Raw genomic sequence first — 25,608 nt, 5'->3', positions numbered from 1 at the left:
TAACGGCAGGCCCTGTGCACGCCCCGCGCAGGACCTGGGCAAACCCTGTCAGCGCGCCCGGGCCGGGTCAGGGGCGCGGGGAACCGCGCGCCGAGCCCTCACCGGCCGGCAGCCGAAACCCGGCCCCGGGGCTGACGCAGGGCTTAGTGAGGCACTGCGTTGGCCGCACTCACCAGCGCGGCGAAAGCAACCACGGCCGCACCGAACGCCGCGATGAAACGAGCCGGAAGGTAGCGCGTGGCAATGCGTCGGAACACGGCGACAACCTCGCAACGTCAACGTAGGCCAGCGTATTAAATGTGCTTCATCGTGCGCTTAACGCGCCGCTTAACCTAGGGCGTGTTCGCCTTCGGGGCAAGGGCCGCATTGAGCCGATCGACGGCCTGCGCAGAAGACTTAACTTGCCCGTTTCAACAGGAAGTTGGATAGCGGACAGGTGTAAGTCGACTTACTGGCATGCTTACGCCATGGCCGAGCGCGACGACCCGGGAATCATCGGGCGCAGAGTGCAGCAACTGCGTACGGAACGCGGGCTGACACAGAAACAACTGGCGGAACCCGCCTACACCCCCGCGTACGTCTCCACGCTGGAGGCAGGACGCGTACGGCCCTCCGAGGAGGCACTGCGGCACATCGCCGAACGGCTCGGGATCGCGTACGAGGAACTGGCCACCGGGCGCCCCGCGCATCTCGCCACGGATCTGCGGCTGAGACTCACCGATGCCCAGCGCACACTGGCGACCGGTGAGGCGGAGATCGCCGCCGAGCAGTACACCGCGCTGCTCGCCGAGGCGGAGGCCCTCGGCCTGAACGCCGAGTGCGCGGCCGCCCTGCTCGGCCTCGGCGAGTGCGCCATGGACACCGGCGACCTGGCGACGGCCCGGCTGCGTTTCGAGGAGTCGGAGAAACGGCTCGCGGACGAACCGCTGCCCGTCCGCGTCCCGGCCCTGCGCGGCCGGGCCGTCTCGCACTACCTCGCGGGCGAACTCCGGTACGCCTGCTACCTGCTGGAATCCGCCATCGACGAGCTGAACAAGGGCGGGCTGCACGACCCGGACGCCCTGCTGCTGCTCTACGCGGCGGTGATCGCGCCCTACATGGACATGGGGGCGCACGCCCGGGCGGCACAGGCGGCGGAGTTCGCGCTCGCGCTGGCCCCGCAGGTCGGCGATCCCGCGCTGCTGGCGCGTATGCACCGGTCCGTCGCCCGCACGATGATCGCCGAGGGGCGGATGGCCGAGGCCGACGCGTCCCTGGGCAAGGCGGCGGAGCTGTACCGGCAGCTCCAGATCCGTACCGAGCTGGCCAACTGCCACTGGATGCGCGGGTACCTGTACGCGCAGAACGGCGACCTGGAGCGCGCCGAGAGCGAGTTGCGCGAGGCGCAGGCCATGCACTCCGCCCAGCGGGCCGCGCTCTACACCAGCCAGGTCGCGGTGGAACTGGCGGACGTGCTCCACCGGCGCGGCAAGTCGGAGGAGGCCGCGACCCTGCTCCACGGCGTGCTGGGCGACCTCAGCTCGGAGCGGGGGGCCGTCCACTCGGCGGGCGCGCACCGGCTGCTCGGCATCATCGCGGAGGACGCCCGGGACACCGAGACGGCCGAGGAGCACTACGTCCGTGCGCTCAGCCTGCTGGAACGGGCGGGCGCGGCGGGCGACCTGGCCGATCTGTGCCGTCTGCTGGGCGACCTGCTGCGGCGTACGGGGCGGATCGACGCGGCCCTGGACGCGTACCGGACGGGGCTCGGACACCGCACCGCGCCCGGCACGACGACCCTGGGCCCGGCACCGGCACACCCACCGCTGTGACCACTACCCTCCCGTACGCCCCGGTGTGACGGAAACCATCCCAAACCCCCCTCCTCGTACCGCCCCGTCACATTTACCGTGGACGGATGTCATCCCTGGTCCCCCTGGTCGAGATCGCCCGCGCGTACGCACCGCGCTTCGCGGAGTTCGCGTTCGAGCCGGCGTTCACGGCTGCGGTCGACCAGCACGTGGCGGAGCTGCGCGACCGGCTGACGGCGTCGGGCCCTGGGCTGGTCCCGCTCCCGCCGGACCGCGAGATCCTCACCGACTACGCCCTCGGCTTCCTGGACGGGCTCGCGGAGACGGACTGGCGGGAACCGGTGGGACACGACTACGCGGTGTGCCGGCTCACGGCGATCAGCTGGCTTGTCGACCTGCACGGACTGATCCCGCCTCAGCGCGAGCGCTAGCCGTGCGGGTGCGGCGACGGGTACCGGTGCGGATACGGGTGCGGGCCGGTCGGTGCCGAGCGCGCGGTTCCCCGCGCCCCCAAGGACAAAAGCTGGGGCGCAGCCCCGTTTTCAGGGGCGCGGGGAACCGCGCGGCCGGCACCGACCGGCCCGCGGACGACGTGCGACCGTCACATGTCCATCGTCGAGCCCGGGCCGGAGGCCCGATCCGTGCGCTCGCGGGCCGGCTGCCCCCGCAGCGCGTCGTCCCGCCCGGACTGGTACGCCGACATGCTCCCCTTCGCGTTCATCGACTCCCGCTCGGCGGTGGCCAGCCACCGCTCCCACCGCTGACGCATCGGCGTGATCATGCCGCCGCCCACACCGACGATCAGGATGCCCGCCACGGCCGCGAGCGCCGCGTACAGGACCGGCTGTGTGACCGCCGTCGCGATGCCCGCCTGGCCGAGCGCCGCGATGACGCCCAGCGCGAGGATGCAGGCCCACATCATGGTGGCCACCGTCTTCCCGTACGAGACGGACGACAGCGCGCTGCCCACTATGGTGCGGACCCCGTTGGCGATGGCCATCGCGATCACCACGAGGACCACGGCGACGATGCCGCGCGGCAGCCAGGCCACGATCCCGTTGATCATCTCGCTGACGGGATTGGCGCCGAAGACACCGAGCGCGAGCTGCAGGGTGATCAGCATCAGCGCGTAGTACACGATCTTGCAGACGATCCCCGTCATGTCGTACTTGGACTCGCTCAGGAGCCGTTCCGTGCCCGCCCGTTCCGACAGGCGCTCGGAGCCCGCCTTGCGCAGGACCCGGTCCAGGACGCGGGCGATCATCTTCGAGATGACCCAGCCGATCACCAGGATTATGAGGAACCCGATGAGTTTGGGGACGAATGTCGCGATCTTCGACCAGGCGTCGTCGAGCCCCTGGGTGAAGTTGATGGCGAGCGTGCCGGCCATGCCGCACTTCCTTCGGTGGGTGTCGTCCCCCTCACTTGTGGATAGCAGCGACACCCGGCCACAACCGCGTTGAACACCGCCGTACGAGTGATGCACGCCGCATACGCTGCCCTCGTGACCTCTCCCGCCGGACCCTCCGCCGCCGAGCCATCCACCGAACTCTCCGCCGCGGCGCGCACCGCCCTGGACCTCACCGCCGGCCTCCCGCTGCCCGCGCTTGAGAACCTCTACCGGGACCTCCACCGGCACCCCGAGCTGTCGGCACGCGAACACCGCACGGCCGGCATCCTCGCCGGGCGCCTGCGCGAGGCCGGGTACGAGACGGCCGAGGGCGTCGGCGGCACCGGCGGCCCCGGTGTCGTCGGGATGCTGCGCAGCGGCGACGGGCCGACCGTCCTGCTGCGCGGCGACATGGACGCGCTGCCGGTCGCCGAGGAGACCGGGCTGCCGTACGCCTCCGAGACCCCCGGTGTCATGCACGCCTGCGGCCACGACCTGCACGTCACCTGGCTGGCCGGCGCCGCCGGGGCGCTCGCCGCCGGGCGGGACACCTGGTCCGGCACGCTCCTCGTCGTCGGGCAGCCCGCCGAGGAGACCGGCTCGGGCGCCGCCGCGATGGTGGCGGACGGCCTGTACGAGCGTTTTCCGCGCCCGGACGTCCTGCTCGCCCAGCACGCGGCCCCCGGCCCGGCCGGGCTGTACGCGCACACGCCCGGACTGATCATGTCGGCCGCCACGGACGTCGACATCGTCGTGCACGGGGTGGGCGGGCACGGCTCACGGCCCGAGGCGTGCGTGGACCCGGTGGTGACGGCCGCGTACATCGTGACGCGGCTGCAGAGCGTCGTCTCGCGCGAGATCGCGGCCCGCGAGTCCGCGGTGCTGACCGTGGGGCGCATCGAGGCGGGCACCCGGCACAACATCATCCCGGCCGAGGCTCATATCTCCCTCAATCTGCGCACGCAGTCCGCCGAGGTACGCGACCGGATGCTCGCCTCGATCCGGCGTATCGCCGCGGGCGAGTGCGCGGCTGCGGGCTGCCCGCGCGAACCCACCGTGACGGTCGGCGGGAGTTTCCCGGTGACGGTGAACGACGCCGACACCGACCGCCGGGTCGCGGCCGTGCACGGCGAGGTGTTCGGCGCGGGCACGGTTCTCGACTTCGGCCCCGTCATGGGCAGCGAGGACTTCCCGTTCCTGGCGGAGGGCGGACCCGAAGGCGGCCCCGGGGGCGGGCTCCCGTACTCGTACTGGTTCGTGACGAGCACGCCCGCGGAGGTGTGGGACGCGGCCGCCGCCGGGGCCGGGGGCGACCTGATGGAACAGCTCGCCGCCGTGCCCAGCAACCACAGCCCGCACTTCGCCCCCGACCTCGCGACGGTCGGCCCCGGCGTACGGACGCTGGTGTCGGGCGCGCTGGAGATGTTCGCCCGGTAGGTCAGGCCCTCCCTGGCGGGGTGGCCGTCACACCTGCGTCTGCGTCCGGAGGCGGCTGAGATGGCGCTGGATGTCGTCCAGCGCGCCCTGCCTGCGTCCCGGAACGCGCCCGCGCAGGCCGGCCAGCGCGAGCCCCAGCTCACGGGCCCGCGCCGAGTCGCCGATACGGCCCCACTGGTGGTGCGCCCGGTCGACGGCCGCCTCGACACCGGTCGCGTCCGGGGGCTGCCCCGCGGTCAGCCGCGCGTCGGCCACCGCCAGCCAGATCCGGCAGCTCAGCTCGGCGTCGCCCGCGAACATCGCCAGGTCCGCGCGCACCTCCATCCAGTGCACGACCTCGTCGGCCCCCGGCCCGTGCGTCCGCAGCGCCGTCCGCTCCCACCGCTCGGCCAGCACGGCGGCCTCGGCGTGCCGGCCGCCCTGCACGGCGGCGGTGATCTCCGCGTGCGGATCGGACGGGGGACCGGAGGGGGAACCGGAAGGAGGGCCTGCGGGGGCGGCGACCGGCGCCGCCTCGGGCGGGGTCGCGGGCATGGGTACGGCGGCGAGGTAGGGCGGGGGCGGCACGGGCACGGCGGCCGGTGGCGCGTACGCGTGGGCCGGTGCCGCGTACCCGTGGGCCGCTGCCGGAACCGGGGTCGGCGCCGGGACCCCGGCCCGGTGTCTGGGTTCGACGAGGAGTACGAGGTCCCGGTGGGCGGAGTCCGGGTCCTCGCCGTACGACCGGGTCAGCGCCTGCTGGTGGAGGTGCGCGAGCGGCGGGCGGTGACCGCTGCGGAGGATCGTGGCCAGGGACTTCATGTACGTCGGTACCGCCACCGCGCGTCGCGGGGGAGCCGGGGCCACGCGGCCGTACAGCGCGACGCCGGGCCCCACGGTGAGGGGCCGGGTGGCCAGCTGCTGCCAGGCCTCCGCGTCGGCGTGCAGGTCGACCAGGAGGGTCGTACCGCCCGGGGCACGCAGGCGGAGTTCCTCACGGATCCAGTGCCACGGGAAGCCCGTGTAGCGGACGGTCGCGGGGGTCGTCCGGGCGAGTGCCAGATGCGGAAGGCGCTGACGGCGGTCCAGTTGGAGCTGCCCGGTGAGGAAGACCGTGAGCGGGCCGGGGGCCGTGGCGGCGGCCCGCAGCCGGGTCAGGACCGCCTGCGGCTGCAGGGGATCGGCGAGTTCGACCACGTTCGCGGTGTCCGTGCCGGAGAGCACGGAGGGTGCCACCGCGGCGAGCACGGGGAGCACGGACGCGGCGTCGACGAGGCAGCCTCTGCCCGCCGGCGAGGCCGCGATCAGCAGTACGGTTCCGGGCATCGCCGTCTCCCTCCCCTTCGCTTCCCCTTCGATCACCACGGCAGCACCGTAACCGGTGCGGGTGCAAAGGGTATTGGGGTGGGGGCGGTAGGGGGTGGGTGGTGGCGGTTTGTTCGGCCCTTCAGAGCGGCTGCGCCGCCGTCGGGCGGACGGCGAAGATCGTCGTGTCGTCCACCAGGTGGCCCGTGCTGTGGCGGAGGGTGCCTTCGCGGACCAGTTCCACCAGGTGACGGGGGTGGGTGATGCCGGGGTCGAGGGAAACGGCCAGGGCGACGCGTTCGTGGAGGGGGAAGAAGACACCCTCGGCGTCGCGGGCCTCGGTCACGCCGTCCGTGACGAGCAGCAGGGTCTCGTCGGGGGCGAAGGGCACCAGCCGGACCGGCGGGACGCCCGACGCCGGTCCGGCCAGCCCGCCGAAGCCGAGCGGCAGTCCGTCGCCGGGCGGCAGGAGGCGCACCCCGGACGGCCCGGCCACCAGCGGGGGTTCGTGCCCGAAGTTGACGACCTCGATGTGGCCGCCGGGAGCGCCCGGGGGCGGGAACGCGACGAGGACCGCGGTCGCGAAGCGCTCCACACCGCGGTCCGGTACCTCGCCCAGGTCCGCCACGTACTGCCGCTGGCGGCGCATCCGCACCTCCAGCCGTTCGGCGACGACGGCCAGGGACGCCTCGTGGTACGCCGACTCGCGGAACGTGCCGAGCAGTGCGGCGGCGGCGTCGACCGCGGGCAGGCCTTTGCCCTGTACGTCTCCGAGGAGGACGCGGGTGCCGTACGGGCCCGGCTGGATGTCGTAGAAGTCGCCGCCGACGCGGGCCTCCATGTCGGCGGCGAGGTAGACGGCCGCGTGGTCCAGGCCGGCCCAGGGGGTGGGCATCGGGCGCAGCACGGTACGGCGGGTCGTGTCGGCGACGTCCCGCATGTGCAGCATCCGCCGCTCCTCGCGGACCCGCACGGCGCACGCCGTCGTCGCCAGGGCGCCGCCCACGGCGACGAGGATGAAGTCGGGCAGGCCGGTCTGGTCCTGGTGCGGCCAGGCGGCGTCCACCTCGATGTACGTGACGAGGGCGAGCGCGGCGAAGACGGCCGTGCCTCTCACTCCGCAGATGGCTGCCGCGATGCCGGGGACGAGGACGATCCAGGAGATGATCCTGAACTCGCCCGAGGTGTTGCTGTCGATCACTGCGATCGCGACGAGGAGGAGCAGCGGGGGTGCCCAGGCGACGCTGCGTCCGCGTACGCGGAGCAGTTGCTGCCGCTGCCGCTGTCGCTGGGCTGGCGTTCCCTGGTCCGCGCCGCCGCTCATCCGCCCAGCGAAGCATGTACGGGTGCGGGCCGCACGCCGGGGTCCCTCACAGACACACCTGCGGCCCGGTGGGGGCTGAGTGCGCCGTTCCCCGCGCCCCTTACGGGGCAAAAGCTGGGGCGCAGCCCCGCTTTTGAGGGGCGCGGGGAACTGCGCGGCCGACCCTCACCGACCCGCTCCCGACGAGCGGGCCAGAACACGGACCCACCTTCAAGGGGCGCGGGGAACGGCGCAGCCAGCCCCACCGGCCAGGACGAAGGACGACCGCACAGCCGGCGGCAGCCACCCCGTACGACTTGCCCTCCGTACCCCCCAGGTGTGACCTGGAAGGCAGGGGCGAGGAAGAGAGGAGTGCTGTCATGGCTCACACGGCACCCGCAAGCGCAGGAACCGGCACAGGTTCAACCACCCGACACCAGACCCGGGCGATCCCGGCAAAACTCGCACTGCCCGCGCTGGGAGGCATCGTCTACGGCCTCTGGACCTCCGGCATAGACCGCCACGCAGGCCCGATCACCGGCTGGAACGTCCTCCTGGGCATCGTCTCGGCCCTCGCGTTCGCCGGCGCGGCGTACGGCATCCACACCGTCGCCCCCCGCCTCCCACGCGAACTGCGCGCGGCCGGCTGGGCGGCGTTCGCGGGCATCTCGTTCGGTTTCCTCTACAGCCTCACGGACGCCAGCGTCCTCAAGACCGTGGGCCTGTCCCTAGTGATCACGGCGGGCGTCCTCATGGTCGTCTTCTACCGCTACTACACCAGCGAGGACTGAGCCCGGAAAACCGGCCCCGACGGAAGTCCTCACATGAATGCGGGGCCCCGGCTCCATGCCGGGGCCCCGCATCTCCTCGGACTCAACTCCCGCCGGGCACCCACTCCCGGCCGGAGTCCGAGGCGTCGTCGTGCCACCGGTCCTTCCAGCCCCCCTCGCAGGGGTCGGAGCACCTCGGCACACCCTCCCCGCCGATGTCCACGAAGGCGGCGCTCGCCCAGGCCCGCGCCCCGACGAGCCAGTACCAGTGCGGGTTGCCGAAGACGCGCGATCCCCGTGCCACGCAGGCGACCCGGTCCTGACCGCCGGGCGGGAGCCGGTCGAGGACGGCCGAGCCGGTGTCGGGATACGCCCGCACCTTCAGATCGCCGCCGGAGACGACGGTCCCCCAGACGGGATCACCGCCACGGTGGTCGCCATGCTGATCGCCGCGGTCGCCCGCAGCCGCCGTACCGGCCGCCGCGACGGTCAGCACACAGCCGCTGACCAGGGCGGTTCCAAGATTCCTGAGAGCCAGGGTGACACGCATGACCGGCCTCCTCTTCCCAGAATTCCCCAGAACCAGGTAACACCCGTTCGGGTGAGCCCTCCACCGGAGGCACCCCGCCACCGCCCCGCCACCGCGTCCCCACCGCCCCACCGATGAGTTTTCGCGGCCCCCGGGGTCTGTACTTCCGAAACCGGTCACGAGACACGACGGACGAGACACCAGACCAACCACCAGAACGACGCGGATGGGCGGACCGACATGACGAGCAGCAACCGCACCGACCACTGGGCCGGGCCGGCCATCGAGACCGCGGGCCTGGTGAAGACCTTCGGCGACACCCGGGCGGTCGACGGAGTGGACCTGCGTATCGAGTCGGGCACGGTCTACGGCCTGCTCGGCCCGAACGGCGCGGGCAAGACCACGACCGTGCGCATGCTGGCGACCCTGTTGCGCCCCGACGGCGGCGAGGCCCACGTCTTCGGCCACGACGTCGTACGGGAGGCGGACGCGGTCCGCAGCCGGGTGAGCCTCACCGGCCAGTACGCGTCGGTGGACGAGGACCTGACCGGCACCGAGAACCTCGTGCTGCTGGCCCGTCTGACCGGCCACGCCAAGAAGGCCTCGTACGACCGCGCGGCCCAGCTCCTGGACGCCTTCGGCCTGTCGGAGGCGGCCGGCCGGCAGGTGAAGAACTACTCGGGCGGCATGCGGCGCCGTATCGACATCGCCGCGTCCATTCTCAACACCCCTGACCTGCTGTTCCTGGACGAGCCGACGACGGGCCTGGACCCGCGCAGCCGCAACCAGGTGTGGGAGATCGTGCGGGCGGTCGTCGCGCAGGGCACCACGGTCCTGCTGACGACCCAGTACCTGGACGAGGCCGACCAGTTGGCGTCCCGGATCGCCGTCATCGACAAGGGCAAGGTCATCGCCGAGGGCACCAAGGGCGAGCTGAAGGCGTCGGTGGGCGCGGGCTCCGTGCACGTACGCCTGCGGGACGCGGACCGGCGGCCGGACGCCGAGCGGCTGCTCCGGCAGACGCTGGGCACGGACGTCCAGCTGGAGCCGGACCCGGTGGCCCTGACGGCCCGCGTCGGCAACGGCTCCGCCCGGGGCGGCGGCACCGCCGAGAAGGCGTCCCGCGCCCTCGCCGAGCTCGCCCGCGCGGGCATCACCGTCGACAACTTCTCCCTGGGCCAGCCGAGCCTGGACGAGGTGTTCCTCGCCCTCACCGGCAAACCCGAACACCCGCGGACCCCGTCCGGGACACCGGACCCGACGCAGGACTCGACACCGGACCCGACGCAGCTGAAGAAAGAGGCCACGGCATGAGCACCGCGACCCAGTCCTCCGGCACCGGCACCGCGGACACCGCGGACCTCGCGCCGGTCCGTACCGAGAGCCTCGCCGCGATCCTGGTCTCCGGCGAGCGCCCGCCGCGCCCGAACGCCCTGCAGACGTCCCTCACCTTCGGCTGGCGGGCGATCCTCAAGATCAAGCACGTTCCCGAGCAGCTCTTCGACGTGACGGCGTTCCCGATCATGCTGGTGCTGATGTACACGTACCTGTTCGGGGGCGCGCTCGCCGGTTCCCCGCGGGAGTACATCCAGTACCTGCTCCCCGGCATCCTCGTCATGTCCGTCACGATGATCACGATGTACACGGGCCTCGCGGTCAACATCGACATCGAGAAGGGCGTCTTCGACCGCTTCCGCTCGCTGCCCATCTGGCGCCCGTCGACGCTGGTCGGCTATCTGCTCGGGGACGCCCTGCGCTACACGATCGCGTCGGTCGTGATGCTGGCGGTGGGCCTGATCATGGGCTTCCGGCCGGACGGCGGGGTCCAGGGAGTGGTGGCCGGCGTCCTCCTCCTGATCGTCTTCTCGTTCGCCTTCTCCTGGGTGTGGACGATGTTCGGCCTGCTGCTGCGCACGGAGAAGTCGGTGATGGGCGTGAGCATGATGATCCTGTTCCCGCTGACCTTCCTCAGCGACATCTTCGTCCGCCCCGAGACGATGCCGGGCTGGCTGCAGGCCTTCGTCAACAACAACCCGGTCACCCACCTCTCCTCGGCGGTGCGCGGCCTGATGGACGGCTCCTGGCCGAGCGCCGAGATCGCGTGGTCGCTGGGCTGGGCCGGACTGCTGGTCGCGGTCTTCGGCCCGGTCACGATGAGGCTCTACAACCGGAAGTAGCCGGCCCTCCACGGCTTCCCGAAGGCCGTCCGGGTCCCCCGGAAGAACGCAATCCGCGTCCGGATGCAGTCACCCCGGCCGCGCCCCGATGGCGAAGGGCGCGGCCGGGGTTCTTCCTTGAGGAATGCGCAAAGACCTCTCGGCGCTGCGGAAAGTCCTCTCGGCGCTGTTGATCGTGCTCGCCTGCGTCCTCGTGCCGCTGGGCGGCCTCTCGGCGTGGGCGAAATACGAGATCGGCGACACCGGGCGGTACGTCGACACGATGGCGCCCCTCGCCGCCGGGCCCGACGTACAGGGCGCGATCGCGGACACTGTCACCGACGGGATCATGAGCGAGGTCGAGGTCGGGCCGCTGGAGGGGGAGGTCCGCGCGTACGTCCACCGGGCGGTGCGGTCCTTCACCGGTACGGAGGCCTTCCGCGCGGCCTGGACCACGGCGAACCGGGCCGCGCACGACGCCGTCCTGCGGGCCCTGCGCAGCGACAGCGAGGGTGCCGTCACGCTCGACCTGGCACCGGTCACGGCCCGCCTGAAGGCACAGCTCGCCGACGACCGCGTGCCGTTGGCGAACCGAATCCCCGTCGCGCACACCGAGGTCACCGTCCTCCGGGCCCAGGAGCTCAGCTCCCTGCGGAAAGGGTTCCACATGCTGGAGATCGCGGGCTTCTGGCTGCCCCTGGCGGCGGTCGCCCTGGCCGTCGGCGGCATCCTCCTCGCCGTACGCCGCCGCCGTGCCGTCACGGCCACCTCGCTCGGCATGGCCCTGGGCGCCGCCCTGCTGGCCCTCGCCACGGTCCTCGGACGTGCCCTGACCCTCGCGGGCCTGCCCGAGCACGTCTCCCGCGCCGCGGCGGGCGCGGTCTACGACGCCCTCACCGAGACCCTGCGCACGGCGACCTGGTTCATCCTCGCCCTCGGCCTCACCGTGGCCCTGGCCACCTGGCTGACGGACCACCGCGCGCGACGTCGCGCAGCGTCCGCAGCGCCTGCCCCAGTACCGGTACCGGAACCGACGCGAGCCCGAGCCTGACGGCGTCCGGCGCGCCCTGCGGGCCGACGGCGAAGGCGGCCCCCGGAGTGACCGCGACACCGTGTGCGGCGGCGGCGGCCGTGAAGGTGTCCGCGCGCCACGGCGCGGGCAGCTCCCACCAGGCGTGGTACGCGTACGGGTCGGCCCGCACCGTGAACGCGTCGAGCAGTTCCGCGACGACGCGCTGGCGCCGGGCCGCGTCCGCCCGCTTCTGCCCGACGAGCCGCTCGACGGTCCCGTCCCGGATCCACCGCGTGCCCGCCTCCAGCGCGAACCGCCCCGCCGTCCACCCGCCCGACCGCAGCGCCCCGGCCACCGCCCCGACCCGTTCCCCGGGCACGACGAGGAAGCCGACGGTCAGTCCGGGCGCGACCCGCTTCGACAGTCCGTCGACGACATGGACGCGCTCGGGGGCGTACGCGGCGAACGGCACGCCTCCCTCATGGAGGAAGGACCAGATGCGGTCCTCCACCACGGGCAGGTCCAAGTCCCGCACCACAGCGGCCAGTTCCCGCTTTCTCGCATCTCCGGCCGTCACCCCGGTGGGGTTGTGCAGCGTCGGCTGGACGTACAGGGCGGAGAGCGGCGCGGCCCGGTGGGCGGCGGTGACGGCGTCGGGCCGCAGTCCCTCCTCGTCCGTGGCGAGCGGCACGAGCGTGCAGCCGATCCGCTCCGCGATCTCCTTGACCAGCGGATACGTCAGCGCCTCCACGCCGACCCGGCCGCCGGGCCGTACCAGCGAGGCGAGGACGCCCGCGATGGCCTGCCGGCCGTTGCCCGCGAAGAGGAGCTGCTCCGGGCGTGGCCGCCACCCGCAGCCGGCCAGCAGCCCCGCGACGGCCTCGCGCGCGGCGGCGGTCCCGGTGGCCGGGACGGTACGGGTCGCCTCGGCCAGCACGTCGGCCCGCAACAGCGGCGCGAGCCCGTCCGCCATCAGCTCCGACTGGCCTGGTACGGAGGGGTAGTTGAGCTCCAGATCGACCTTCACGTGCGGGTCGTGAGCGTGCGTGGCCTCCGCGAGTGCCCGGCCCGAGGGCGCCGGCGCGGCCCGTACGAAGGTGCCGCGCCCGACCTCGCCGACGACGAGCCCGCGCCGCACCAGTTCCCCGTACACCCGCCCCGCCGTGGATCCCGCGATGCTCCGGCGCCGGGCGAACACCCGCTGCGGCGGCAGCCGTTCGCCGGCCTTCAGCCGCCCCGAGTAGATCTCCTCGGCCAACCGGTCGGCGATACGCCGATAGTCCTCCACACCGGCCCCTTTCTGGATTGCACCGAGAGCAAAGATCTTATTGCACCGAGCAAGGGGGTGGACCTAGGGTCCGGTCCATGGCTCCCTTCCTCGCATACGAGGACAAAGGCGCGCATGCTTCCACGGCGCTGCCCCTTGTCCTGATCCACGGCCACCCCTTCGACCGCACGATGTGGGCCCCGCAGGTGGCGGCCTTCGCCGCCGGCCGCCGGGTGATCGTCCCGGACCTGCGGGGTTACGGCGCGTCCCCGGTGGTCCCCGGGATCACCCCGCTCTCCGTCTTCGCCGAGGACGTGGCGGCCCTCCTCGACGATCTCCGGGTACCCGAATTCGTCCTCGGGGGACTGTCGATGGGCGGCCAGATCGTCATGGAGTGCTACCGCCTGTTCCCCGGGCGGATCCGGGGCCTGGTCCTGGCGGACACGTTCCCGGCCGCCGAGACGCCCTCCGGGAAGGAGGCCCGGGGTGCGACGGCCGACCGGCTGCTCCGCGAGGGGATGGGCGGGTACGCCGACGAGGTGCTGTACAAGATGGTCGCGCCGTACGCCCGGCCGGAGGTGGCGGCGCACGTCCACCGCATGATGGCCGGTACGTCGGCGGAGGGTGCGGCGGCGGCCCTGCGGGGGCGGGCCGAGCGGCCCGACTACCGGTCGCTGCTCACCCGGGTCGGTGTTCCCACGCTGGTGGTGGTGGGGGAGGACGACGAGTTCACTCCCGTGGGGGACGCGGAGGCCATGCACGAGGCTGTCCCGGACTCGACGCTGTGTGTCGTACGGGGCGCGGCCCACATGCCGAATCTCGAACGCCCGGCGGAGTTCAACGAGGCCCTGGCCGGGCTGCTGGACCGTTGCGACCGGGTGCGGCCGGGCGGGGGCTGATCGCGCAGTTCCCCGCGCCCCTGAGAGGACCGGTCCGTTCGGCGGGTGCGGGCCGGTGAAAGTGAGCCGCACCGTTCCCCGCGCCCCTGAAAGCGGGGCCGCGTCCCAGCTTTTGCCCTGAAGGGGCGCGGGGAACGGCGCGATCGGCCCCCACCCACCCGCACCCGACGGCCCGGGGAGCCGGGGGGCGGGCCCGCTCCTGAGGGGCGCGGGGAACTGCGCGGCCCACCCCCACCGGCTCGCAGCCGACCCCCCGCCACGCAACCCCGCACGCACTCCCCCCGTCTTTGAGGGAGGATCCATGCAGATGACTGGGGTGGGTGGGTCAGAAGGGGTGGGAGACGTGGCCTTGCGCAGCACGACGGCGGAGACGGGCGAGTGGACCGGGGACAACAACGTCCCGGCGCCGAGACACGGCAGCACACGGCCCGGCGCCTGGTTCGCCGGCCTGCTGCTCCTCACCGTGAGCATCGTCCTGGGCTGCCGCGTCGCGGACACCGACGCCGTCACCCCCGTACCCCAGTTGCTCGCGTTCCTGCCCTGGCTCCTCGCCCCCACCGGCGTCGCCCTCCTGTTCGCCGCGTTGTCCCACTGGCGCATCGGCCTCGTCTGGGGCGTCGCCGCCCTCGCCGTGACCGCCTGGTACATCGAGCCGTACGGCAAGACGATGGAGCCCGGGGGCGTCCCGGTCGCGGAGGTCCGCGTCCTCACGGCGAACGTCGAGTTCGGCCAGGCAACGGACGGCCTGATCGAGGCGGTCGGGAAGCAGCGCCCCGACCTGGTCTTCGTCCAGGAGTGCGAGAGCACCTGCGAGAAGAAGCTGGAACAGGCCCTCGGGAAGAGCGCGAAGGGCGAGAAGGACACGAAGGGCGAGAAGGACGGCAAGGTCGTCTACCCCTACCGGCAGGCCGTGGAGGGCGCCGAGTCCGAGGGGTCGGTCATCCTCAGCCGCCATCCCCTGCGGCCCGCGAAAGGCATCCCCGCCACCATGGGCATGCCCGGCGCCACCGCCGAGGTCGACGGCCAGGAGATCCGCCTCCAGCTGGCCCACCCCATGCCACCGCTCCCGTCCCACCTGGGCACCTGGCGCAAGGAGCTGGCCGCGCTGCGGGACTACGCCGCCGCGAACATAGGCAGGCCCACCGTCGTCGCGGGCGACTTCAACGCCACCCAGGACCACGCGGCCTTCCGCCGCATCCTGGACACCGGCTTCATGGACGGCGCCCGCCTCACCGGCGACACCCGCACCCCGAGCTGGCCCTCTCTGACGACCCCGGCCTTCGGAGCCCAGATCGACCACGTCCTCGTGTCCCGTGGCTTCACGGCGACCCGGACCCGTTTCCTGGACCTCGGGAACACCGACCACCGCGCACTCGTCGTGGACCTGACCCTCAACAAGAACCCGTAACCCCCGGGTCCCCCGCGACCCTGTCCCCCGCAGCCCTGGAAAACACGACGTGGGCCGCCCTCTGTGCAGGAGGGGCGGCCCACGTCCGTGGGGGGTGGGGTGGTGCGTCCGAGGGGGGCCTGCCGGCCCCGGTTCTAGGCGGTGCGGCGCCGACTCCGCACCGCCTCGCAGCCGGCTAGCCCTGGTTGACCTTGGCCATCGCCTTCGCGAGACCGTTGGCCCACAGCTGGTTCACGCGGGCGCGCTCCGCGCTGTTGGGGATCGAGTTCGTGCAGGACGTACCGGGACCGCCGCCCGACATCAGCTCACTGCACGGCCCGGAGTAGTGGTCCGGCAGCCCGAGCACGTGCCCGGTCTCGTGGGCGGTGACGCGCGTCGAGTCGTACTGCTGGTTCTGCCTGTAGTCGAGGAATATGTAGCCTCTGCCGTGCCCGTCCGTGGACGCGTACGAACCGCGCGAGTCGTTCCCCTCGCGGTACGTGAAACTCGCGCCGCTGCTGCCGGCCTGGAGCTTGACGTTCGAGACGGAGCTGTTCCAGATCGACGTGCTGCGGGCTATCTGGGTGGCGAAGGACGGCGCCGCCGAGGCGTTGTAGACCACGGTGACGGCGGCGGCGGACGTCGGGTTCGCGGCGCGCTTCTCGGCCACGGACTTCAGCACGGCGTCGAAGAAGGCCTGGTTGGCCTTCGCCTCTTCGCCGGAACCGTTGTAGCCCGCGCCCGGCAGGGAAGCGGTGGACACCGGCTCCGGCGCCTGGGCCGCCGAGGCCGGGACGGTACCGAGCGCGGCCGCGGTGAGGCCGAGGCCGACCGCGACGGAGAGCATGGGTGTGGACAGTCGCATCGATGACTCCTTGCGTGGGGGGGGTGAAGTCGTCACCGGTGAGTTTCGGTGTCTGTGAGGCGGCTGTGATGATGCCAACAGGCGATAGGACGCAGCTATCCGCCCGAATCCGATCGTCCAACTCGATTGTTTTGGGTGGGGTTTGTGCGTCTGGTGAAAGCTGTACTTCCGCTTTAGGCTCCGACGGCATGGACCTAGAGGTCAGGCACCTCCGCGCACTGTGCGCCATAGCCGACACCGGCAGCCTGCACCGGGCCGCCCGGCAGCTCGGCGTCGCCCAGCCCTCGTTGAGCACCCAGCTCAAGCGCATCGAGCAGGAGCTCGGCGGCCCTCTCTTCCTCCGCGAACGCACCGGCTGCCGGCCGACGCCCCTCGGGCTGGTCGTCCTCGGCCGCGCCCGCCCGCTGGTGGCCGAAATGCGGTCGCTGATAGCGGAGGCCAGGGCCGCCGCGACGGACGCCGACGGGCCCCAGCTCCGGATCGGCTCGACCGCGAGCCGCGCCCTCGCGGGCTGGCTGCGCCGGCTGCGCTCACGGCAGCGGGAGCCGGTCCTGCAGATGGACGTCTCCCCGAACGCCCTGCTGCGCATGCTCGCCGACGGGCGGCTCGACGTGGCCTTCGTCCACGAGGTGGAGGGCAGCCCGCTGCGGATGCCGGACGGGCTGGCGCTGCGCGTCCTGGTCGACCGCGAGCCGCAGTTCGTCTCGCTGCCGGCCGACCACCCGGCGGCCTCGCGCCCGGAGGTCCAGCTCTCCGACCTGGCCGGGGACCGGTGGATGATCGATCCGACGGTGGACGGGGAGTGGGACGCCGTGCACCGCATGCTGCGGGCGGCGGGGCTACGGCCCCGGGTGCTGCACGGGGACTACCACACGGCCGCCTCGCTGGTCGCGACCGGCGAGGTCGTCACGGTCTGCCAGCCGACGTGCCAGCCGCGGCCGGAGATGGCGGTGCGGCGGATCCAGGGGGATCCGCTGGGGGTCCGGCTGGTGCTCGCGGCGCGTACGGAGGGGGAGTTGGACCTTGTGTTCCCGGAACTGTGGGAGGCGTACGCGGAGGTGGCGCGGGAATCCCCCGGCTATGGGGAGTGGCTGAATCTTGTCACCGCGTGACTCACGGCTTGCGGCCGGGTGCCGGGTGCGGGTGCGGATGCGGATGCGTGGAGGCTGGTCGCGCAGTTCCCCCGCGCCCCTGAGGGCGCCGGGGGCGCCCCCTGCCGTAGGAGGCGCCTCCGGTCATGGGTGCGTCACACGCCGATGTCCTCGCCGTCCTTGCGCCAGACGGAGACGACCGACGGGCGGACGATCTTTCCGGGGCCGTCGGGCCAGACGCTCGCCGGGTTCTCGACGGTCGCGCCGGTGATCTCGCCCGGGTGCTGCACCGCCACCAGGACGCGGCGGTCCTGGACGAGCGGGCCGCAGGTCTCGGCACCCTTCGGCACGGTCAGGAACTGCTTCAGCTCACCGCGCCGCTCACCCTTCGTCGCCACGCCGAACAGGCCGTCGTGCGAGCCGAGCTGCGCGCCGTCGGTGGAGATCCACAGGTTGCCGTGCGGGTCGAAGGCCACGTTGTCCGGGCAGGAGATCTGGCTGACCTTGTCCTTCGGGTAGCCCGCGAAGTACGTGGCGGGGTCCTTCGGGTCGCCCGCGACGAGGAACAGCGACCAGGCGAAGCCGGTGGAGTCGGCGCGGTTGCGGCGCTCGGTCAGCTCCAGGACGTGCCCGTGCTTGTTGGCGTTGCGCGGGTTGGCCTCGTCGGCCTTGGTGTTGGCGCCGACACCGCGGTTGGCGTTGTTCGTCAGGGCGACGTACACCTTGCCGGTGTGCGGGGAGGGCTGGATGTCCTCCGGGCGGTCCATCTTCGTGGCGCCCACCTTGTCACCGGCGAGGCGCGTGAAGACGTACACCTCCTCGGCGGTCATGCCGGGGACGTGCGAGACGGCGCCCTTCGCGGTGGCGGTGGCGAGCGGGATCCACGTACCGCTGCCGTCGAACTCGCCGTCGGAGGGGAGCTTGCCGGTGCCGTCGATCTCGATCGCCGGGGAGTCGCCGGTGAGCTTGGCGACGTACAGCGTGCCCTCGTCGAGGAGGGTCAGGTTGTGCTCGCGGGCGGCGCGGCTGCTGCCGTGGCGCATCCGCTTGCTGCCGACGAACTTGTACATGTAGTCGAAGCGCTCGTCGTCACCGGTGTAGGCGACCGGGCGGCCGTCGTCCGTGAGACGGATCGTCGCGCCCTCGTGCTTGAACCGCCCGAGCGCGGTCCGCTTGCGGGGCGTCGAGGTCGGGTCGTACGGGTCCAGCTCGACGATGTAGCCGAAGCGGTGGACCTCGTTCGGCTCCTGGGCGACGTCGAAGCGCTTGTCGAACCGCTCCCACTTGCGCTCGGTGGCGCCGGTGCCGATGCCGTAGCGGGCGTCCGTGGTGCGGCTCGCGTTGGCGAAGTACTGGTTGAAGTTCTCCTCGCCGTGCAGCGTCGTGCCCCAGGGGGTCTCGCCGCCGGCGCAGTTGTTGAGCGTGCCGAGGACCTTCTTGCCGGTCGGGTCGGCGGAGGTCCTCAGGAGGGCGGAGCCCGCGGCCGGTCCGGTCACCTTGAACTCGGTGGTCGCGGTGACGCGCCGGTTCAGGTGGTGGCGGGGAACGGCGGTGAGCTTGCCGGTCCTGCGCTCCTCCTCGACCACGACGACACCCAGACCGTGCGCGGCCCAGGCGATCTCGGCCTGCTCGCGGGTCGGGTTCGCGGGGTCGTAGCCCTTGAACATCAGGACTTCGTCCGTGTACTCGTGGTTCGCCACGAGCAGCTGACGGCCGCGCTCGCCCGGCAGCGGGAGCAGGGCGAGGAAGTCGCAGTTGTAGCCGAACTGGCCTGCCTGCGCCGCCGCGGTCTGCCGGTCCGGGTCGAAGGCGGGAGCGCCGCGCAGGATGGGCTCGCCCCAGCGGATGACCACGTTCTGGCCGTAGCCCTCGGGGACGGTCACGGCGTCGGTCGTGTTCGGCGCGACGGGGGTGAAGCGCAGGCCGCGGGCGGCCTTGCCCTTCGAGCCGTGCGAACCGTGCGAGCCCTTTCCGAGGGTGGCCGCCGCGCCCTCGGCGGGCTGGGCGGCGGCGGGGGTCGCGCCGGCGCCGAGGACCGCGCTCCCGGCCGCGGCCGTGGTCACGGTCACCGCGGCCGCGGCACGCATCATGGAACGACGGCTGAGCGCCCCGGCGATGACGTCGCCGACGTATTCGTTGGCGCTGGTGTTGGGCGCCGGGTGGAAGCAGGCATCACCACAGCGGTACCGACAGGTCATCTCGGAACGGCCGCCCGGGTGTGAACCGGTCGAGCCGAGCAGAGGCAGCAGGTTGCGCACGTTCCCTCCCCTATGTCTGTGTCTGGCGAGACGCTAGGGGCACGCGCGTGCGAGGGCGCGGACGTGAGGTGAACGGAGAGTGAACTAGGCCGTGCCAAAAGGGCTTTGAACCCGACATGCGTGCGGTAATCGGGCCCATGTTTGGGCCCGATAAAGATCTTCGGTCCTGGCGGCTAACCTTACGTGTCCGTCCTGGCCAGGGATTGACGGAACCAACTCATGCGAAGGGTTGCGCACATGGGCATTCTCACCCGCCTGCGGAATGCGTTCGGAAAGTCACGCAAGGGGGACGCTGCCGGTGCGGACCCTTCCGCGTCCGCCACCGAGCCGACCGTCCCGGCGGCCCGGCAGGAGACGGCTCCCGAGCCCACGCCTGCGGCAGCCGAGCCTGAGGTCTCTGTCCCCGCACCGGCCACTGAGCCCGTGGCCGGGACCGACCGCACGACCGAGTCCGGAACCGAACCCAAGACCGACTCCAAGACCGACTCCACGACCGGGTCCAAGGCGTCCACGGTGGACGACCTGGTCTCGGCGGCGTTCGACAACGTGACGGTCCCGAAGCAGGCGACTGCGCCCGCGGCGAAGACCGAGACGGAGCCGGTGGCTGAGCCGGAGCCCGCGGCTGCCGCGGAGCCTGTCGCGGAGGCGGAGCCCGAGGCAGCGCCTGCCGCGAAGGCGAAGACGAAGACGAAGACGAAGCCTGTGGTGGAGGCCGAGCCGGAGCCCGTCGCGGCGGCCGAACCCGAGGCGAAGCCCGAGCCCGTCGTCGAGACGGCACCGGAGCCGGAGGCGGCGCCCGTCGTCGCCGAGGTCACCGAGGTCGCCCCGAAGGCCGAGCCGGAGCCCGTCGTGGCGCCCGAGCCCGAGGCGAAGCCCGAGACCGGGCCCGTCGCCGCCACCGAGGTGACCCCGGAGCCGACGCCCGAGCCCGCGAAGGCGGAGCCGGAGCCGGAGCCCGTGATCGCCGCGGCCGAGGCCGAACCCGAGCTGGTCATCCAGCTCGTCCCGGAGCCCGAGACCGAGCCGGTCGTCGAGGCGGAGCCCGAGGCCGAGGCCGCCGCCGCCGAGAAGGCCTCCGACACGGAGGCCGAGGCCGAGGCCGCCGTCGCCGAAGTGACCCCGGAGCCGACGCCCGAGCCGGAATCCGGGCCGGAGTCCAAGCCCGAGCCCCTCGCGGCGGAGGCCGAGAAGCCGTCGGCGCCCGAGGCCAAGGCCGAGGCGGCACCGGAATCCCCCGCCGGGGGCGAGGACGCGGTCGCGTCCGAGGCCCCCGCCCTCCTCAGCGCCTACAAGGCCGCCGCCACCGCCCTGGCGAACCAGGGCCTCACCGACGCCCGCGCCAAGGTCTACCTGGTGCTGGACCGCTCCGCGTCGATGCGCCCGTACTACAAGGACGGCTCCGCGCAGGCCCTCGGTGAGCAGACGCTCGCCCTCGCGGCCCACCTCGCGCCGGAGGCGAACGTCCAGGTCGTCTTCTTCTCCACCGAGCTGGACGGCACCGGCGAGCTGACCCTCGCCGGGTACGACAACAAGATCGACGAACTCCACGCCGGCCTCGGCCGCATGGGCCGTACCAGCTATCACGCGGCCGTTGAGGAAGTGATCGCCCTGCACGAGAAGTCGGGCACCCCCGCGGAGCCCGGCCTGGTCGTCTTCCAGACGGACGGCGCCCCGGACGCCAAGACCCCGGCCACCCAGGCCCTGACGTCGGCGGCGAAGAGCCACCCCGGCCTCTTCTTCTCCTTCGTCGCGTTCGGCGAGCAGGACAACAAGGCCTTCGACTACCTCCGCAAGCTGAAGTCGGACAACACCGCCTTCTTCCACGCGGGCCCGACGCCCCGCGAACTCACGGACACGGAGATCTACGAGGGCGTACTGGCGAACTGGCGCCCGTAATCCCGCGCCGCAGCCCCACCCCGGCCGCCCGCTTCCCACCCTTCAAAAGGAGGAGCGGGCGGCCCACCCATGTCGGCTACGATTTCAAGGTTCGTAAGACGGCCGAAAGTCGAAGCAGTACTCGACCGGACGTCACCCCACGTAGCGACTCGGGAGCAGCCCGCAATGGCTCGACACCTCATCACCAGCGCCCTTCCGTACATCAACGGGATCAAGCACCTGGGCAACATGGTGGGGTCCATGCTCCCGGCGGACGTGTACGCCAGGTACCTCCGCCAGCGCGGCCACGACGTCCTCTACATCTGCGCGACGGACGAGCACGGCACCCCGGCCGAACTGGCCGCGAAGGAGCAGGGCCTCCCCGTCGCCGAGTTCTGCGCCCAGGCGCACGACGCGCAGAAGTCGGTGTACGACGGCTTCCAGCTGCGGTTCGACTACTTCGGCCGCAGCTCCAGCCCGCAGAACGCCGAGCTGACGCAGCACTTCGCCCGCAAGCTGAACGAGAACGGCTTCATCGAGGAGCGCGCGATCCGGCAGGTGTACTCGCCGGCCGACGGCCGCTTCCTGCCCGACCGTTACGTCGAGGGCACGTGCCCGCACTGCGGTTACGACAAGGCGCGCGGCGACCAGTGCGAGAACTGCACGCGCGTCCTGGACCCGACCGACCTGATCGACCCGCGCTCGGCGATCTCGGGTTCGACGGAACTCGAAGTACGCGAGACGACGCACCTCTTCCTCCTCCAGTCGAAGCTGCAGGGCGAGGTGGAGGCCTGGATCGACGAGGTCGCGGACGAGTGGCCGCAGCTCGCCTCCTCCATCGCCCGCAAGTGGCTGACCGAGGGCCTGCACGACCGCGCGATCACCCGTGACCTGGACTGGGGCGTGCCGGTCCCGGCCGACACCTGGCCGACGCTGGCCGCCGACGGCAAGGTCTTCTACGTCTGGTTCGACGCGCCGATCGAGTACATCGGGGCGACGAAGGAGTGGGCGGACGCGGCCCCGGAGGAGAACCGCGACTGGAAGTCGTGGTGGTACGAGCCGGCCGGCGCCTCCGACGTGCGGTACACCGAGTTCATGGCGAAGGACAACGTCCCCTTCCACAGCGTGATGTTCCCCGCGACGGAGATGGGCGTACGGGAGCCGTGGAAGAAGGTCGACCAGCTGAAGGCGTTCAACTGGCTTACGTACTACGGAGGAAAGTTCTCCACCTCCCAGAAGAGGGGCGTCTTCACCGACCAGGCCCTGGACATCCTCCCCGCGGACTACTGGCGCTACTTCCTGATCGCCAACGCCCCCGAGTCGGACGACTCGTCGTTCACGTGGGAGCACTTCACGGCGACGGTGAACAAGGACCTGGCCGACACGCTCGGCAACTTCGTCAACCGCGTCCTGTCCTTCTCCAGGAAGCGCTTCGGCGAGGAGGTCCCGGCGGGCGCGGAGGCGGGCGAGCCGGAGGCGAAGCTGGGCGAGGAGATCGCCGCGCTCCTCTCCGACTACGAGACCCAGATGGAGGCGCTCCAGTTCCGCAAGGCGGCGGCGGCGCTGCGCGCCCTGTGGTCGGCGGGCAACTCCTACCTGGAGGAGAAGGCCCCCTGGCTGGAGATCAAGACGAACCCGGAGGGCGCGGCCCTCACGCTCCGCACGGCGATGAACCTGATCCACCTGTACGCGGTGGTCTCGGAGCCGTTCATCCCGGCGTCGTCCGCCGCCATGCGGGCAGCCTTCGCCCTCCCCGCCGACACGGCGACCTGGGTGACGCAGGAGGGGGCGAAGTCCCTGGACTCCCTCCCCGCGGGCACCCCCTTCACGGTCCCCCCGGTCCTCTTCGCCAAGATCACGGACGAGGACCTGGAAACGTACAAGGAGCGCTTCGGCGGGGCGCCGGAGTAACGCACTCCCCCTTCTGACGGCCGGGGTGGCCGGACACCGCACGACGACGGTGTCCGGCCACCCCGTTCGCGTACGCGGAGCCGGGGGAATGACCAGGCATGCCCACGTGATCAACGAACTACGCGACGCCCAGGTCGCACCACACGTACTTGCCCCCGTTGCCGTTTCCCGGCAGTGGGTGCCAGCCCCAGACGTCCGCGCAGGCCTGGACGAGGACCAGGCCCCGGCCCGATTCCGACTCCGCCATGTCCGCCGCGTTCGTCAACGCCGGTGCTGGTTGCGGGGGTTCGGGGTCGCCGTCCCACGCACCGATCCGCAGGACCCCGTTCCGCCAGCGCAGGCGCAGGGCGGCGGGACCCTTCGCGTGGCACACCGCGTTGGAGATCAGCTCCGTCGCCAGGAGTTCGGCGACGTCGGTGAGGCGGATCAGGCCGTGGATCGTGAGGATGAGGCGGAGGGTGCGGCGGCAGACCGTCACCGCGCGGGGGTCCTGGGGGATGTGGAGCGTGTATTCCCAGGGTTCGACGGCGTTTTGCGGCATGCGTGAACTCCTTTCCATGAAGGGGAGTTGAGGTGGGGAGTAGTGGCATGCCGCAGCCGTCATGGCAGGACGGAGTGGTGCGCTTCCGGAGCCCCGAATTCGCAGAGTGTGCGTCGCGTCACCGACGGTATGGGTAAAATTTGGTACCGCGCAAGCCGCCACCGCCACCTGCCCCTCGAACGAGTCACTGCCTCACAACAGTTGAGGCAAGGAGGACGTCATGCCGCGTAGACGGCAACCCACGGCACGCCAGGAACGCTTGGGGACCGAACTGCGGAAACTACGCGAAGCCGCAGGCCTCAAGGCGCGCGAAGCCGCCGCGCTGATCGGATCCGACTCGGCACAGATGAGTCAGATGGAGTCCGGGATCGGCGGTGTGAGCGAGGAGCGCCTACGCAGGCTCGCCGCTCATTATTCTTGCGCGGACGCGGAGTTGGTCGAGTCCCTGGTGGCGATGGCGACCGATCGGACGCATGGCTGGTGGGAGGAGTACCGAGGCCTGTTGCCTACGTCGTTCATGGACCTGTCGGAACTGGAGCACCACGCCACCTTCCGGTGGGACGTGGACTGCCTGTACGTGCCCGGTCTTCTTCAGACAGAGGCATACGCCCAACGGGTCTTCTCGCACAGAGTGCCCGAGCTCCCTCGGCGTGAACTCGACTTGCGCGTCGAGCACCGCATGGCGCGGCGGACCATCATCGACGGCGCCCACTCCATCCCGTACACGGCAGTGGTGCACGAGGCGGCACTGCGCATCAAGGTCGGCGACCGCGCCATCTCGCAGGCCCAGCTCGCCCGTATCCAGGAACTCTCGGAGGACGATCACGTGACCGTGCGGGTCATCCCGTTCGCCATCGACGATTTCATCGATGCCGGAAGCGCGATGATCTTCTCGGGAGGGGCCGTCCCCAAGCTGGACACGGTCGTGCGGGACGCGCCTCACGGCTCGGCGTTCGTCGACTCCGAAGCCCAACTCACCAGCTTTCGGACGCTTTTCCGTAGGGTGGAAGCATCGTCACTCGAACCCGATCGGTCGCGTGACTTCATCCACAGGCTTGCGAAGGAGCTGTGAGGCGCACCATGACGACCCTCGGCAACTGGCAGAAGTCATCCTTTTCCGGTGGCGGCGACGGCAACGCCTGCGTCGAACTCGCCACCGAACCCCACGCCATCCGCCTCCGCGAGAGCGACACCCCCTCCATAGAACTCGTCACCACCCCCGTCCCCCTCGCCCACCTCCTCCACGGCATACGCCTCGGCACCCTCGGCAGCGCATAGGAGCCGTTCGGGACCAGTCCCGCGGGCAGGCCCGTGCTCAGGGCACCGAAGGCCCCGTCACCAACCGGCCCTTCGTGTCGTACGGCCAGACGTTCGGTGTGCAGCCGCGCATGCCCTTGATCTGCTGCATCATCGCCGGGGCCGGCTTGCCCGCTCCCGGGCACGTCACATGGCCGTGGCCGAGGAAGTGGCCCACCTCGTGGTTGATGATGAGGGCCCGGTACGCGTCCACGTCGGCGGCGTAGACCGGCGTCGCCAGCAGCCACCGCTTGAGGTTGACCACGACGTCCTTGCCCACACTGCAGTTGACCTCGCCACGGGTGTTCAGGCCGTAGCGGCCGCAGATCTCGTCGACCGTTCCCGGCGTCGCGAGCCGTACGACGAAGTCGCTGGTACCGCTGGAAACGCGCTTGAAGCCCGACCGGCCGTCGGCCGTCCAGCCGCGCCGGTCGGCCAGCACGCCCTCCACCTGTCGGGCGACATCCGTGGCCGACTGCTCAAGGCCGTCCTCTACGACGACCTTGTAGCGCAGCGTGCGGGCACCCTTCCCCACGGTCCCGCTCCC

At 71.8% G+C, this 25,608-nt stretch carries 23 protein-coding genes; 14 read left to right on the top strand and 9 right to left on the bottom strand.

Annotated features, from left to right (window positions below):
- Window positions 1-467 precede the first annotated feature (467 nt).
- Complete coding sequence (locus OHS59_RS23485; protein ID WP_328495374.1) at window positions 468-1,811, top strand: helix-turn-helix domain-containing protein; 1,344 nt, start codon at window positions 468-470, stop codon at window positions 1,809-1,811.
- 86 nt (window positions 1,812-1,897) lie between these two features.
- On the top strand, window positions 1,898-2,221 hold the full coding sequence (locus OHS59_RS23480) for a DUF6401 family natural product biosynthesis protein (RefSeq protein ID WP_328495373.1): 324 nt from the start codon (window positions 1,898-1,900) through the stop codon (window positions 2,219-2,221).
- Between the two features lie 170 nt (window positions 2,222-2,391).
- Here OHS59_RS23480 and OHS59_RS23475 read toward each other — a convergent pair whose 3' ends face one another.
- Window positions 2,392-3,180, bottom strand: coding sequence for a mechanosensitive ion channel family protein (locus tag OHS59_RS23475; RefSeq protein WP_328495372.1), 789 nt, complete (start codon window positions 3,178-3,180; stop codon window positions 2,392-2,394).
- 114 nt (window positions 3,181-3,294) lie between these two features.
- Here OHS59_RS23475 and OHS59_RS23470 point away from each other — a divergent pair, with 114 nt between their 5' ends.
- Window positions 3,295-4,617, top strand: a complete 1,323-nt coding sequence (locus OHS59_RS23470) for an amidohydrolase (protein WP_328495371.1) — start codon at window positions 3,295-3,297, stop codon at window positions 4,615-4,617.
- Between the two features lie 27 nt (window positions 4,618-4,644).
- On the opposite strand, the gene OHS59_RS23465 is transcribed toward OHS59_RS23470, so the two are convergent.
- Window positions 4,645-5,922, bottom strand: coding sequence for a hypothetical protein (locus OHS59_RS23465; RefSeq protein WP_328495370.1), 1,278 nt, complete (start codon window positions 5,920-5,922; stop codon window positions 4,645-4,647).
- Window positions 5,923-6,043: 121 nt separating this feature from the next.
- Window positions 6,044-7,225, bottom strand: coding sequence for a PP2C family protein-serine/threonine phosphatase (locus OHS59_RS23460; RefSeq protein WP_328495369.1), 1,182 nt, complete (start codon window positions 7,223-7,225; stop codon window positions 6,044-6,046).
- A 359-nt stretch (window positions 7,226-7,584) separates the two neighbouring features.
- Here OHS59_RS23460 and OHS59_RS23455 point away from each other — a divergent pair, with 359 nt between their 5' ends.
- The gene (locus OHS59_RS23455; RefSeq protein WP_328495368.1) at window positions 7,585-7,995 is read left to right on the top strand and encodes a hypothetical protein; all 411 of its coding nucleotides are present in this window, start codon (window positions 7,585-7,587) and stop codon (window positions 7,993-7,995) included.
- An 82-nt stretch (window positions 7,996-8,077) separates the two neighbouring features.
- Here OHS59_RS23455 and OHS59_RS23450 read toward each other — a convergent pair whose 3' ends face one another.
- Window positions 8,078-8,524 carry an SH3 domain-containing protein gene (locus tag OHS59_RS23450; protein WP_328495367.1) on the bottom strand — a complete coding sequence of 149 codons (447 nt, stop codon included), beginning with the start codon at window positions 8,522-8,524 and terminating at the stop codon, window positions 8,078-8,080.
- A 219-nt stretch (window positions 8,525-8,743) separates the two neighbouring features.
- Between OHS59_RS23450 and OHS59_RS23445 the strand changes: the two genes are divergently transcribed.
- The 3 genes from OHS59_RS23445 to OHS59_RS23435 all read left to right on the top strand — a co-directional run bounded on the left by OHS59_RS23445 (window position 8,744) and on the right by OHS59_RS23435 (window position 11,710).
- Window positions 8,744-9,817, top strand: a complete 1,074-nt coding sequence (locus OHS59_RS23445) for an ATP-binding cassette domain-containing protein (RefSeq protein WP_328495366.1) — start codon at window positions 8,744-8,746, stop codon at window positions 9,815-9,817.
- Entirely contained in the window at window positions 9,814-10,680 is an 867-nt protein-coding gene (locus OHS59_RS23440; protein WP_328495365.1) for an ABC transporter permease, read from the top strand. The genes OHS59_RS23445 and OHS59_RS23440 overlap by 4 nt, the downstream gene beginning before the upstream one ends.
- A 124-nt stretch (window positions 10,681-10,804) precedes the next feature.
- On the top strand, window positions 10,805-11,710 hold the full coding sequence (locus OHS59_RS23435) for a hypothetical protein (RefSeq protein WP_328495364.1): 906 nt from the start codon (window positions 10,805-10,807) through the stop codon (window positions 11,708-11,710).
- On the opposite strand, the gene OHS59_RS23430 is transcribed toward OHS59_RS23435, so the two are convergent.
- On the bottom strand, window positions 11,601-12,959 hold the full coding sequence (locus OHS59_RS23430) for an aminotransferase-like domain-containing protein (RefSeq protein WP_328495363.1): 1,359 nt from the start codon (window positions 12,957-12,959) through the stop codon (window positions 11,601-11,603). The genes OHS59_RS23435 and OHS59_RS23430 overlap by 110 nt on opposite strands.
- A gap of 77 nt (window positions 12,960-13,036) precedes the next feature.
- Here OHS59_RS23430 and OHS59_RS23425 point away from each other — a divergent pair, with 77 nt between their 5' ends.
- Together OHS59_RS23425 and OHS59_RS23420 are read left to right on the top strand one after the other, a co-directional pair.
- Complete coding sequence (locus tag OHS59_RS23425) at window positions 13,037-13,837, top strand: alpha/beta fold hydrolase (protein WP_328495362.1); 801 nt, start codon at window positions 13,037-13,039, stop codon at window positions 13,835-13,837.
- A 343-nt stretch (window positions 13,838-14,180) separates the two neighbouring features.
- Window positions 14,181-15,245 (top strand): endonuclease/exonuclease/phosphatase family protein, encoded by a 1,065-nt coding sequence (locus tag OHS59_RS23420; protein WP_328495361.1) that lies wholly within the window; start codon window positions 14,181-14,183, stop codon window positions 15,243-15,245.
- A 175-nt stretch (window positions 15,246-15,420) separates the two neighbouring features.
- Here OHS59_RS23420 and snpA read toward each other — a convergent pair whose 3' ends face one another.
- Window positions 15,421-16,089 (bottom strand): snapalysin, encoded by a 669-nt coding sequence (gene snpA, locus OHS59_RS23415; RefSeq protein WP_328495360.1) that lies wholly within the window; start codon window positions 16,087-16,089, stop codon window positions 15,421-15,423.
- 188 nt (window positions 16,090-16,277) lie between these two features.
- Between snpA and OHS59_RS23410 the strand changes: the two genes are divergently transcribed.
- Window positions 16,278-17,201, top strand: a complete 924-nt coding sequence (locus OHS59_RS23410) for a LysR family transcriptional regulator (RefSeq protein WP_328495359.1) — start codon at window positions 16,278-16,280, stop codon at window positions 17,199-17,201.
- A gap of 134 nt (window positions 17,202-17,335) precedes the next feature.
- Here the strand turns inward: OHS59_RS23410 and OHS59_RS23405 are convergent, their stop codons facing one another.
- Window positions 17,336-19,438, bottom strand: coding sequence for a PhoX family protein (locus OHS59_RS23405; RefSeq protein ID WP_328495358.1), 2,103 nt, complete (start codon window positions 19,436-19,438; stop codon window positions 17,336-17,338).
- 237 nt (window positions 19,439-19,675) lie between these two features.
- Between OHS59_RS23405 and OHS59_RS23400 the strand changes: the two genes are divergently transcribed.
- Window positions 19,676-21,334, top strand: coding sequence for a VWA domain-containing protein (locus tag OHS59_RS23400; RefSeq protein WP_328495357.1), 1,659 nt, complete (start codon window positions 19,676-19,678; stop codon window positions 21,332-21,334).
- Between the two features lie 165 nt (window positions 21,335-21,499).
- On the top strand, window positions 21,500-23,224 hold the full coding sequence (gene metG / locus OHS59_RS23395; RefSeq protein ID WP_328495356.1) for a methionine--tRNA ligase: 1,725 nt from the start codon (window positions 21,500-21,502) through the stop codon (window positions 23,222-23,224).
- Between the two features lie 118 nt (window positions 23,225-23,342).
- Here metG and OHS59_RS23390 read toward each other — a convergent pair whose 3' ends face one another.
- Window positions 23,343-23,765, bottom strand: coding sequence for an ATP-binding protein (locus OHS59_RS23390; protein WP_328495355.1), 423 nt, complete (start codon window positions 23,763-23,765; stop codon window positions 23,343-23,345).
- A 220-nt stretch (window positions 23,766-23,985) separates the two neighbouring features.
- On the opposite strand from OHS59_RS23390, the gene OHS59_RS23385 reads away from it, so the two are divergent.
- Both OHS59_RS23385 and OHS59_RS23380 read left to right on the top strand, forming a co-directional pair.
- Window positions 23,986-24,837, top strand: coding sequence for a helix-turn-helix domain-containing protein (locus OHS59_RS23385; RefSeq protein ID WP_328495354.1), 852 nt, complete (start codon window positions 23,986-23,988; stop codon window positions 24,835-24,837).
- An 8-nt stretch (window positions 24,838-24,845) separates the two neighbouring features.
- Window positions 24,846-25,043 (top strand): DUF397 domain-containing protein, encoded by a 198-nt coding sequence (locus tag OHS59_RS23380; RefSeq protein ID WP_328495353.1) that lies wholly within the window; start codon window positions 24,846-24,848, stop codon window positions 25,041-25,043.
- A 37-nt stretch (window positions 25,044-25,080) separates the two neighbouring features.
- On the opposite strand, the gene OHS59_RS44600 is transcribed toward OHS59_RS23380, so the two are convergent.
- Complete coding sequence (locus OHS59_RS44600; protein WP_443061484.1) at window positions 25,081-25,596, bottom strand: DUF3152 domain-containing protein; 516 nt, start codon at window positions 25,594-25,596, stop codon at window positions 25,081-25,083.
- Window positions 25,597-25,608 lie beyond the last annotated feature (12 nt).

This window comes from Streptomyces sp. NBC_00414 (assembly GCF_036038375.1).
GTDB lineage: Bacteria > Actinomycetota > Actinomycetes > Streptomycetales > Streptomycetaceae > Streptomyces.
This window is presented reverse-complemented; position numbering and strand designations above follow the sequence as displayed.